Here is a 10718-nt window from a genome sequence, read left to right as displayed (position 1 = left end):
CTGCTGGGCTTGCGGGAAAAATTCGACGTCGCCTTCGCCAACGACACCGACGCCGACCGCCACGGCATCGTCACCCGCACCGCCGGGCTGATGAACCCGAACCACTTCCTGGCGGCGTCGATCGCCTATCTGTTCCAGCACCGCAAGGGCTGGCGGGCGGACAGCGCCGTCGGCAAGACCCTGGTCAGCAGCAGCGTGATCGACCGCGTCGCCGCCAAGCTGGGCCGCCGCCTGCTGGAGGTGCCGGTCGGCTTCAAATGGTTCGTCCCGGGGCTGAGCGACGGCTCGGTCGGCTTCGGCGGAGAGGAGAGCGCCGGCGCCTCCTTCCTGCGCCAGGACGGCACGGTGTGGACCACCGACAAGGACGGCATCATCCTCGGCCTGCTGGCGGCGGAGATCACCGCCGTCACCGGCCGCGACCCGAGCGAACTGTACACCGGCCTGACGCAGGAGCTGGGCAATTCCTGGTATGCCCGCGCCGACGCCCCGGCCAGCAGCGCCCAGAAGCAGGTGTTCAAGACGCTGACGCCGGAGAGCCTGGGCGCCAGCCAGCTCGGCGGCGACCCGGTGACCCAGACCCTGACCAAGGCGCCCGGCAACGGCCAGCCCTTCGGCGGCATCAAGGTGGCGACCGCGAATGGCTGGTTCGCCGCCCGGCCGTCGGGCACCGAGGAGGTCTACAAGATCTACGCCGAGAGCTTCCGCAGCGAGGACCATCTGCGCCGGGTGCAGGACGACGCCAAGGCCCTGATCGCCCGCGCCTTCGCCGCGGCGGGGCAGGGGTAGGGGGCGGCCGGCGGACGGGCCGGAGCCGCCCCCCTCACCCGAAATCGCTGACGCGATTTCGACCTCTCCCCAAGGAGAGGTGAACGGGTCGCGGCATTCGTTGCCCTCTCCTCGGGGAGAGGGAGGGGCCCATTCGCGTTGGCGAATGGGAGGGTGAGGGGGAGGGCGGTGCCTCTCTCCCCGAGCCGCTCCCACCTTCGCGCATGGGCGAGTCGCGGGCTCTTCTGGTCTCGCGGCCGCGCTTTCGGCTATGGTGCCGGCCGTTCTCGCGGAAGCCGGCGCCATGTCCTCGACCGTCCCCGATCCTTTGACCATCGCCCTGCCCAAGGGCCGCATCCTCGACGAGCTGCGCCCGCTGATGGCGCAGGCCGGGCTGGAGCCGGAGCCCGCCTTCGACGACCCACGACATCGCGGCCTGTCCTTCGCCACCAACCATCCGCATATCCGGCTGATCCGGGTGCGGTCCTTCGACGTCGCCACCTTCGTCGCCTTCGGCGCGGCGCAGATCGGCGTTGCCGGGAACGACGTGCTGATGGAGTTCGACTACCCCGAGCTCTACGCCCCGCTCGACCTCGGCATCGGCGCCTGCCGCCTGGCGGTGGCCGAGCCGGTGGACCTGGCCGAGACCGACGATCCCAGGCGCTGGAGCCATATCCGCGTCGCCACCAAATACCCGCATGTCACCCGCCGCCACTTCGCCGCGCGCGGGGTGCAGGCGGAGTGCATCAAGCTGAACGGGGCGATGGAGCTGGCGCCGAATCTGGGCCTGTGCCGCCGCATCGTCGACCTGGTCTCCTCCGGCTCGACCCTCAAGGCCAACGGGCTGCGCGAGATCGAGCACATCGCCAACGTCACCTCGCGGCTGATCGTCAACCGCGCCGCCTTCAAGACCCGGCCGGAGGAGATCGCCGGCTGGGTCGACCGCTTCCGGAATGCCGTCCATGCCGCTGCGTCTTGATGCCCGCTCGCCCGGCTTCGCCGGGGACTTCGAGGCCTTCGTCTCGGCCCGCCGCGGCGCCCATGCCGATGTCGCCGGCGCCGTCGCCGCGATCGTCGCCGACACCAGGGCGCGCGGCGATGCGGCGCTGATCGACTACACCGAGCGCTTCGACCGCGTCCGGCTGACACCGGAGACGCTGCGCATCGGCGCCGAGGAGATCGCCGCCGCCAAGGCGCAGGTCGATGCCGAGATCCTGGCGGCGCTGGACCTCGCCGCCCGGCGGATCGAGGCGTTCCATGCGAAGACCGAGCTGCCGTCCCTGGACTATGTCGATGCCGACGGCATCGGCCTCGGCGCCCGCTGGACTCCGATCGACGCCGTCGGCATCTATGTGCCGGGCGGCCTCGCCAACTACCCGAGCTCCGTGCTGATGAACGCGATCCCGGCCAAGGTGGCGGGGGTCGGCCGCATCGCCATGGCGGTGCCGGCGCCGGACGGGGTGCTGAACCCGCTGGTGCTGGCCGCGGCGGAGCGCGCCGGCGTGACCGAGATCTGGCGCGTCGGCGGTGCCCAGGCGGTGGCGGCGCTGGCCTACGGCACCGCCAGCATCCGCCCGGTCGACAAGATCACCGGCCCCGGCAACGCTTATGTCGCCGAAGCCAAGCGCCAGGTCTTCGGCGTCGTCGGCATCGACATGATCGCCGGCCCGTCGGAGATCCTGGTGGTGGCCGATGCCGCCAACGACCCGGAATGGATCGCGGTCGATCTGCTGTCCCAGGCCGAGCACGACGCCCATGCCCAGTCGGTGCTGATCACCGACGACGCCGCCTTCGCCGATGCCGTCACCGCGGCGGTCGACCGGGTGCTGGCGCGGCTGCCGAAGGCGGAGATCGCAGGCGCCAGCTGGCGCGAGCAGGGCGGCGTGATCGTGGTCGGCTCGCTGGACGACGCCCCGGCGCTGATCGACCGGCTGGCGCCGGAGCATCTCGAGCTCGCGGTCGCCGACCCGGACCGCATCGCCGACCGGGTGCGCCATGCCGGGGCGATCTTCCTCGGCCGCCACGCGCCGGAGGCGGTGGGCGACTACGTCGCCGGCCCGAACCACGTGCTGCCGACCGCGCGCAGCGCCCGCTTCGCCAGCGGCCTCAGCGTCTTCGACTTCGTCAAGCGCACCACGCTGGTGCGTTGCGACGCGGCGGGCCTGGCCAGGGTCGGGCCGGCGGCGGTGCGGCTGGCCCGGGCCGAGGGGCTGGAGGCGCACGCTTTGTCGATCGCCCAGCGGCTGAAGGGATGAGCGGCGACGCCGGGGATTCGGAGGCGGGGCGCCTCGTCGAGATCGTGATCGACGAGAGCGCGGCCGTCCGCCGGTCGCCGGAGGTGGCGCATGAGCGCCGGGTCGCCATCCACGACCTGATCGAGCAGAACAGCTTCCGCCTGGTCCGGGGCCCGCCCGGACCCTACCGCCTGCGCCTGCGCATGGAGGAGAACCGGCTGATCTTCGAGATCGCGAGCGGGCAGGGGCCGGACGGCGAGCCCGAGCGGGTGGCCTTGCCGGTGCAGCCGTTCCGCCGGATCATCAAGGACTATTTCCTGGTCTGCGAGACCTACTACGCCGCGATCAAGACGGCGCCGCCGTCCCGGATCGAGGCGATCGACATGGGCCGCCGCGGCCTGCATGACGAAGGCTCGGTGCTGCTGGGCGAGCGGCTGGCCGACCGGATCGCGATGGACCATGCGACGGCGCGGCGGCTGTTCACGCTGCTCTGCGTCCTGCAGATCCGCGGGTGACCGATGGCGGGGCCGACCAGCGTCCTCTTCGTCTGCACCCAGAACGCGATCCGCTCGCCGATGGCCGAGGCGATCCTCAAGCATGTGGCCGGGTCGCGCATCTTCGTCGACAGCGTCGGGGTGCGGCCGGACGAGACCGAGCCCGACCCCTTCGCCGTGGCGGCGCTGAAGGAGATCGGCATCGACCTCAGCCGGCACCGGCCGAAGGGCTTCGACGACCTCGACGACGACAATTTCGATCTGGTGATCTCGCTGTCGCCCGAGGCCCAGCACCGGGCGGTGGAGATGACCCGCACCACCGCCTGCGACCTGGAGTTCTGGAACACCTTCGACCCCACCGTGGTCGAGGGCAACCGCGAGGCCCGGATGGCTGCCTTCCGCCAGGTGCGCGACAGCCTGCTGGCCCGCATCCGCGAGCGCTTCGGCGAGCGGGCGAAGGAACGGGCGTGACGGCAGTGTCCCGGGGGCCGCGAATAGCAGGAACGCGGCACAAAACCGCACAAATTTCTTGACCCGGCAGGGCCGGTCGCCCACTTCTTGGGCGGATTCCCAAAATGGCGAGTTTGGATGGCCAAGGAAGATTTGATCGAGTTCTCGGGCACCGTGACCGAGCTTCTCCCCAACGCGATGTTCCGGGTGAAGCTCGACAACGACCATGAAGTTCTCGCGCACACCTCGGGCAAGATGCGCAAGAACCGCATCCGGGTGCTGGCGGGGGACCGGGTCAATGTCGAGATGACCCCGTACGACCTGTCCAAGGGTCGCATCACCTTCCGCTTCAAGTAACAGCCGTGCCCGATCCGGAAAGGACGGGCAGGACCGACCTGCTTGTTCTCGCCTCGGCCTCGCCGAGGCGTCTCGATTTGTTGCGCCAGATCGGCATCGTGCCGGACCAGGTCCTGCCCGCCGATCTCGACGAGACCCCGCTGAAGCGCGAGCTGCCCGGACCGCATGCTCGCCGCCTGGCCCAGGCCAAGGCGGAGGCGATTCGTGCCAGGACGCCCGGCGCCTTCATCCTGGCGGCCGACACCGTGGTCGGCTGCGGCCGGCGGATCCTGCCCAAGGCCGAGACCGATGCCGAGTTGCGGCAGTGCCTGGAGCTGCTGTCCGGCCGGCGCCACCGCGTTCATGGCGGCGTCTGCCTGATCGCGCCGGACGGCACCACACGCCACCGGCTGGTGCAGAGCAGCGTGATCTTCAAGCGCCTGACGCCGGACGAGATCGACGCCTATGTCGCCTCGGGCGAGGGCCGCGGCAAGGCCGGCGGCTACGCCATCCAGGGCCGGGCGGCGGCGCTGATCCGGGCGATTGAAGGCTCCTATTCCAACATCGTCGGCCTGCCGCTGTTCGAGACCTCGCAGCTGCTGTCCGGCGCGGGCTTCCGCTGGTGAAGACGGTCGAGATCACCTCCACGGACGGCGTGCTGCTGGCCGGGGTGGTGATCGACGGCCGCCTGACAGACCTGGCGGCCGAGCGCCTGTCGCAGCCCAGCCTGGCCGGCGCCGTGATGCTGGCGCGGGTCGAGCGGGTCGACCGCGTCTCCGCCGCCGCCTTCCTCGACATCGGCACCGGCCGCAGCGCCTTCCTGCCGTTGCGCGGGCCGGAGGCCGATTCGCTGCGCGCCGGCGCGCCGGTGATCGTGCAGATCGTCGCCGATCCGCGGGCCGAGAAGGGGGCCGAGGCCACGCGCGACGTGGCGCTGCCCGGCGCGGGGCTGATCCACCTGCCGTTCTCGGGCAGCGTGGCGGTGTCGAGCCGGCTGGGGCCTGCGGCAAAACGGGAGTGGCAGCAGCGCCTCGAGGGCGGCTGGATCGTCCGCGCCGCCAGCGCCGGCATGGCGGTCGACGCGGTGCTGGACGAGGCGACACGGCTGGCCCGGCGCTGGGAGGCGATCGCCGACCGGGCCGAGGCCACGCGCGCCCCGGCACTGCTGGAGCCGGCGCCCGGCGCCGCCCGCCGCCTGATTCTCGACCACCCGGATGCTGCCCGCATCGTCGTCGATGGCACCGCCTTGCTGCGGCCGCTGCAGCGCTGGGCCGAAGCGGCGGTTCCCGATGTCGCGCCCCGCATCGCCGCCGGCGCCGCGCCGCTGGGCGACGCGCTGGATGCGCTGCTGAACCCGACCGTGCCGCTGCCCTGCGGCGGCAGCATCACCATCGAGGCGACGCGGGCCCTGACCGTGATCGATGTCGATGGCGGCCGCGCCCCCGACCATGTCCGCGCCAACCGCGAGGCGGCGGTCGAGATCGCGCGGCAACTGCGGCTGCGCAACATCGGCGGCACGGTGGTGGTCGACTTCATCTCGATGCGCCGCGGCGGCGACCGCGCGGCCCTGCTGAACGCCTTCCGTGGCGTCCTGGCCGACGATCCGCTGCGGGTGCAGCTGGGCGAATCCCTCTCGCCGCTCGGCCTGGCCGAGTTGGCCCGCGAACGCCGCGGCCAGGCGTTGGCCGATGTCATTCACGGTTGAGCCTAAGGCCTTGAACCCGGCCCCCGACGAACCGATTCTGTGACCATGACCACGACGACCCCCGAGACCCGCGGGCACTGCCCGATCTGCCGCAAGCCGACGGTGCAGCAGTACCGTCCATTCTGCTCGCGCCGCTGTGCCGACATCGACCTGGGCCATTGGTTTTCAGAGAGTTACGCCATCCCGGCGAAGCCCGAGGACGAGCCCGAAGAAACATTGCAGCCGGATGAAGATCACCGCTAGACAGGCGGCGCCCGGTTTCCTATAAGCACGGCCTCCGCACCGCGGAGCCAACGGCGCCCAGGTAGCTCAGTTGGTAGAGCAGGTGACTGAAAATCACCGTGTCGGCAGTTCGATTCTGTCCCTGGGCACCATTTTCCTCATATCGTCGACAATCGCGCTTTCGCCGCTTAGGCCCCCGGGCCCGGTGCGAAGAAACAGCGGATCGCGCCGGTCGATTTGCGGCAGATCCAGTAGTCGCTGTCCTCGCTGCCCAGCGCTTTGAAGCGCGGCACGAACTCGCCGGTCGAGCGGATGCGGTAGCCCTCCGGGCTCACCTCGATATCCGCGCCCGGCCAGGGGGTGCAGTCGTGCTCGCCGCAGCAATGGTTGACGGTGCCGTATTCGACATAGCCGCCGCGGTTGATCCAGCTGTCATGCGCGGCCGCCGCAGCGGGCCCGAGGCAGGCTGCCGCCAGGATCGCCCATCCCGGCGCGTGCCGCCGGTGCCGTCGCCGCAGGCCCATCGGGACCCTCCATCCGCTGATCGGCGGACCATCCGGATCAAGATAGAGCGAAGCGGAGCGCGGGAAAGCCGTCCTCCCGCCGTTCACAAGCCCCGTGCTGCTGTTCCAGGCCGTGTCGCGGACCCTCACCGCGCGGCCCTGGATAGATACCTGCGGCGCCTGGCGCTACAGCTTCGCCTTGGCCTGCTCGGTCAGCGCCGCGCCATACTGATCCAAGAATCTCTCGCCGACATAGGCCGAGCCTTCCGCCGTCAGGTGGCCGTCGTCCCAGAACAGCAATGTTCCGTCCCGGTCGATCCGGCAATGCGTGCCGGTGCAGAACAGGTCCTCCGGCGCGAAGAACTTGGCGCCGGCGCGTTCCGCCACCTGGGCGACCAGGCGGTTGAGCTCGGCATGGTCGATTCCCTCGACCGGGGTTCCCGGGGCCGCATGCATGTTCTTGATGAAGAGAGCATAGGCGGGCGCATAGAAGGTCGGCGACTGGCCGGCGACGATGACGTCGATGCCGAGGCCCTTCAGCGCGCCGATGGTGTTGTCCAGCTGGGGGATGTCCTCCCGGTCCAGCAGCTCCCACCGGGCGGAGAGGAGGACGGTCTTCGGCGGGTTCTGCTTGATCAGCCCGAAGATGTGGTCGTCGAACGCGCCGCAGCCGGCATGGCGATACGCCGACAGGCCGAGGATCGGCGGGCAGGCCTGCGACGTCGCCTGGCCGACCCGCAGATCGCTGGCGGAAGCGCCCTTGGCCAGGCCGGCATAGAGATGGGCCCCGAAGCTGTCGCCCCAGATCAGCAGGTCCGGCGCCGGCTCGCCATAGCATTCCGCCGCCGGATAGTCGGCCGGGGGTTGGTCCTCCCGCCGGAAGCAGGTGCCCAGGCGGTAAAGCTCATTGTTCTTGTAATCCGCGTATTTGGCGATGATCGGGATCGCCTCGGGGAAGCGCTGCGGCCAGCCCTTGGTGACATAGGTGGCGCCGCCGACGCCGAGGAGCAGGACGGCGGCCGCGGCCGAGGCGCTGAAGATCCAGCGCCGGCCGAACCGGCTGCCCTTGCCGCGGAACGGCTGCTCGACATAGCGCCAGGACAGGGTGGCGGCCGCGACCGATGCGACGACGACCAGCGCGGTCTCGGCGGGCAGCAGCCCGCGGTCGGTCGAGTATTTGACGAAGACGATGATCGGCCAGTGCCAAAGATAGAGCGAATAGGAGATCTTGCCGATGAAGACGATCGGGCGCAGGCCCAGCAGCCGGGCGCCGAGGCTGCCGCCGCCGGCCCCGGCCCAGATGATCAGCGCCGCGCCGATGCAGGGCGGGGCCGCGTTCCACCCGGGGAACGGGTCGGTCGCGGACAGGGTGAAGACGCTGTACGCGATCAGCGCCAGCCCCAGCGCGGCGGCGCCCTCTCGCAGGCTGCGCGCCGCCGGGGCGGGGATGACGTTCAGCGCCAGGAGCGACCCGAGCAGCAGCTCCCACGCCCGAGCGGGCAGCAGGTAGAAGGTGGCGGTCGGATGCGGGCCGACACCCCAGAGATTGACGGCGAAGGACAGGGCGACGATCGCGATCAGCGCCGCATTCCGCGTCCCCCGGCCGGTCTTGGACAGGAGGTACAGCAGGATCGGGAAGACGATGTAGAACTGCTCCTCCACCGCCAGCGACCAGGTGTGGAGCAGCGGCTTCAGCTCCGACGGCGCCGCGAAATATCCCGACTCCAGGTAGAACAGGATGTTCGAAGTGAAGGAGACGGTGGCGATCACCGCCCGCGAAAAGGCCCGCAGGTCGAAGGGCAGCAGGATCACCGTGAAGGCGATGATCGACACCAGCAGCATGACGAACAGCGCCGGGAAGATCCGCCGCGCCCGGCGCTCGTAGAAGGCCAGGATCGAGAATTCGCCACGCCGGATATCGTCGGCCAGGATCGACGTGATCAAGTATCCGGAAATGACGAAGAAGACGTCGACGCCGACGAAGCCGCCGCCCAGCAGGGATATTCCGGCGTGATACAGGACCACCGGCACGACTGCGACCGCGCGCAGCCCATCGATATCTTTCCGGTAGCCGATCGACATGGGGCACCACGAATGAGCCTGTTGCCGTGCCGCTCTATCAAAGAAGCGGCCGCGGCGCCATCCCCCATCCAGGGGGCGCAGGCTGGTCCGCGAGCACGACTGCCGCTGTGGCCCTGCCCGTGCCCGGACGGTCAGCGCGGCGCCGCGAGTGTGCCGATGTGCCGGCAGGGCGGGCTTCGTTCGCGGAGAAGCCCGGGGGGCAGGGGATGGTGTCCGCCTGCCCCCGGGAAGGCCGGATCTATTCCGCCGGCGCGGCCGCCATCGCGCGCGGCCGTTCCAGGTCGGGCAGGAAGACGGTCAGCAGCCCGATCAGCGGCAGGAAGGCACAGACGCGGTAGACGAAGCCGATGCTGGTCAGGTCCGCCACCTCGCCCAGCACCGCGGCGCCGATGCCGCCCATGCCGAAGGCGAAGCCGAAGAACAGCCCGGCGATGGTGCCGGTCTTGCCCGGCACCAGCTCCTGCGCATAGACGACGATGGCGGAGAAGGCCGAGGCCAGGATCAGGCCGATGATGACGCTGAGGATCACGGTCCCGGTCAGCCCGACATAGGGCATCGCCAGGGTGAAGGGCAGCACGCCCAGGATCGACCCCCAGATCACGACTTTCCGGCCGAAGCGGTCACCGATCGGGCCGCCTGCCACCGTGCCGACAGCGACGGCACCGAGGAAGATGAACAGGTGGATCTGCGCCTGCTGCACCGACACGCCGAAGGTCTGAATCAGGTAGAAGGTGAAGTAGCTCGTCAGGCTGGCCATGTAGACGTATTTCGAGAACACCAGCAGGCCGAGGACGCCCAGCGACAGCCCCACCTTGCCGCGCGACAGGGCGATCGGCGCCATCGGGCGGCGCAGCCTGGCCGCCATGCTGCGTCGATGCCGCTGGTACCAGGCGCCGACGCCGGTCAGCACCAGGATCGCCAGCAGGGCGGCGGCGGAGAACCAGCCGATGCTGGCCTGGCCGCGCGGCAGCACGATGAAGGCGGCGAGCAGCGGGCCGATGGCCGAGCCGATATTGCCGCCGACCTGGAACACCGACTGCGCCAGCCCGTGCCGCCCGCCCGAGGCCAGCCGGGCGATGCGCGAGGATTCCGGATGAAAGACGGCGGAGCCCATGCCGACCATCGCCGCGCCCAGCAGCAGCAACGGGAAGGTGGTGGCCACCGAGAGGATGATGAGGCCGACCAGGGTGAAGCCCATGCCCAGCGGCAGCGAATAGGGCTGCGGCTTGCGGTCGGTGTAGAGGCCGATCGCCGGCTGCAGGATCGAGGCGGTGATATTGAACACCAGGGTGATCAGCCCGACCTGGCCGAAATCGAGGGCGAAATTCTTGGCGAGCATCGGATAGAGCGCCGGAAGCAGCGACTGCATCATGTCGTTCAGCAGATGGCTGAAGCTGATCGCGGCCAGGATGGTGAAAACCGTTCCGTCGGCGTTGGACCTTTGGTCCAGAGTTCCAGTCGTCATTCCGATGGTCCCGATGGCCGCTGAGCGGCGCATCACAGAGGCATCCGGCGGCGGGAGTGCCGTCGGCTTTGGCCAAGAATACGCCTTCCCGTCCGACCTGCTTTCGTGCTTTGGTCTATTCGTTTCGCGAGTGGGCCATGCGCAACACCACCTTCGTCCATGAGGATGCGCCCCGCGCCGTCGTCGCGCTCGGCAACGATTATCCGGCGCATTACGTGATCCTGCCGCACCGGCACCGGCGGTCGCAGCTGCTGTACGGCAGCAACGGCGTGCTGATGGTGCGGACCGAACAGGGGCGCTGGGTGGTGCCGCCGGAGCGTGCGGTCTGGATTCCGGGTGGCGTCACCCATGACGTGCAGCCGATCGGGGCGGTCAAGGTCCACAGCGTCTATGTCGAGCCCGACGCCGTGCCCGGCCTGCCGACCGATTGCCGCGTGGTCGGCGTCTCGGCGCTGATGAGCA

12 protein-coding genes, 1 tRNA gene and 1 pseudogene are annotated in these 10718 nt (G+C 70.0%); 11 read left to right on the top strand and 3 right to left on the bottom strand.

Features of this window, described 5'->3' with window-relative positions; all coding sequences use genetic code 11:
* The 10 genes and pseudogenes from ABDW35_RS23075 to ABDW35_RS23030 form a co-directional block, all read left to right on the top strand.
* Window positions 1-786, top strand: a pseudogene (locus tag ABDW35_RS23075) (phosphoglucomutase, alpha-D-glucose phosphate-specific); the annotation flags it as partial.
* 283 nt (window positions 787-1069) lie between these two features.
* Entirely contained in the window at window positions 1070-1744 is a 675-nt protein-coding gene (gene hisG / locus ABDW35_RS23070; RefSeq protein ID WP_343716222.1) for an ATP phosphoribosyltransferase, read from the top strand.
* A complete protein-coding gene (gene hisD, locus ABDW35_RS23065; protein ID WP_343716221.1) occupies window positions 1728-3020 on the top strand; it encodes a histidinol dehydrogenase in 1293 nt (430 codons plus the stop codon). Before hisG ends, hisD begins: the two co-directional genes overlap by 17 nt.
* Window positions 3017-3514 carry a UPF0262 family protein gene (locus ABDW35_RS23060; RefSeq protein WP_343716220.1) on the top strand — a complete coding sequence of 166 codons (498 nt, stop codon included), beginning with the start codon at window positions 3017-3019 and terminating at the stop codon, window positions 3512-3514. The genes hisD and ABDW35_RS23060 overlap by 4 nt, the downstream gene beginning before the upstream one ends.
* 3 nt (window positions 3515-3517) lie before the next feature.
* Window positions 3518-3964, top strand: coding sequence for an ArsC family transcriptional regulator (locus ABDW35_RS23055; RefSeq protein ID WP_034840646.1), 447 nt, complete (start codon window positions 3518-3520; stop codon window positions 3962-3964).
* A gap of 117 nt (window positions 3965-4081) precedes the next feature.
* Entirely contained in the window at window positions 4082-4300 is a 219-nt protein-coding gene (gene infA / locus ABDW35_RS23050; RefSeq protein ID WP_138885999.1) for a translation initiation factor IF-1, read from the top strand.
* A 38-nt stretch (window positions 4301-4338) separates the two neighbouring features.
* Window positions 4339-4905 (top strand): Maf family nucleotide pyrophosphatase, encoded by a 567-nt coding sequence (locus tag ABDW35_RS23045; protein WP_343716223.1) that lies wholly within the window; start codon window positions 4339-4341, stop codon window positions 4903-4905.
* On the top strand, window positions 4902-5984 hold the full coding sequence (locus ABDW35_RS23040) for a ribonuclease E/G (RefSeq protein ID WP_343716219.1): 1083 nt from the start codon (window positions 4902-4904) through the stop codon (window positions 5982-5984). Before ABDW35_RS23045 ends, ABDW35_RS23040 begins: the two co-directional genes overlap by 4 nt.
* 45 nt (window positions 5985-6029) lie before the next feature.
* Window positions 6030-6227: a DNA gyrase inhibitor YacG gene (gene yacG, locus ABDW35_RS23035; protein ID WP_343716218.1), complete on the top strand. Its 198-nt coding sequence runs from the start codon at window positions 6030-6032 to the stop codon at window positions 6225-6227.
* A gap of 55 nt (window positions 6228-6282) precedes the next feature.
* A tRNA-Phe gene (locus tag ABDW35_RS23030) sits at window positions 6283-6358 on the top strand.
* Between the two features lie 36 nt (window positions 6359-6394).
* On the opposite strand, the gene ABDW35_RS23025 is transcribed toward ABDW35_RS23030, so the two are convergent.
* The 3 genes from ABDW35_RS23025 to ABDW35_RS23015 form a co-directional block, all read right to left on the bottom strand.
* A complete protein-coding gene (locus ABDW35_RS23025; protein WP_343716217.1) occupies window positions 6395-6730 on the bottom strand; it encodes a hypothetical protein in 336 nt (111 codons plus the stop codon).
* Window positions 6731-6895: 165 nt separating this feature from the next.
* Window positions 6896-8791, bottom strand: a complete 1896-nt coding sequence (locus ABDW35_RS23020; protein WP_343716216.1) for an acyltransferase family protein — start codon at window positions 8789-8791, stop codon at window positions 6896-6898.
* A gap of 238 nt (window positions 8792-9029) precedes the next feature.
* Window positions 9030-10256, bottom strand: a complete 1227-nt coding sequence (locus tag ABDW35_RS23015) for an MFS transporter (protein WP_343716215.1) — start codon at window positions 10254-10256, stop codon at window positions 9030-9032.
* A 137-nt stretch (window positions 10257-10393) separates the two neighbouring features.
* Here ABDW35_RS23015 and ABDW35_RS23010 point away from each other — a divergent pair.
* A partial coding sequence (locus ABDW35_RS23010) for an AraC family ligand binding domain-containing protein (protein ID WP_343716214.1) occupies window positions 10394-10718 on the top strand: 325 nt, incomplete at its 3' end.

This window comes from Inquilinus sp. (genome assembly GCF_039594555.1).
Taxonomy (GTDB): Bacteria; Pseudomonadota; Alphaproteobacteria; order DSM-16000; family Inquilinaceae; genus Inquilinus.
The sequence above is the reverse complement of the archived record's forward strand: the minus strand, read 5'-3'. Positions and strand labels throughout refer to the sequence as shown.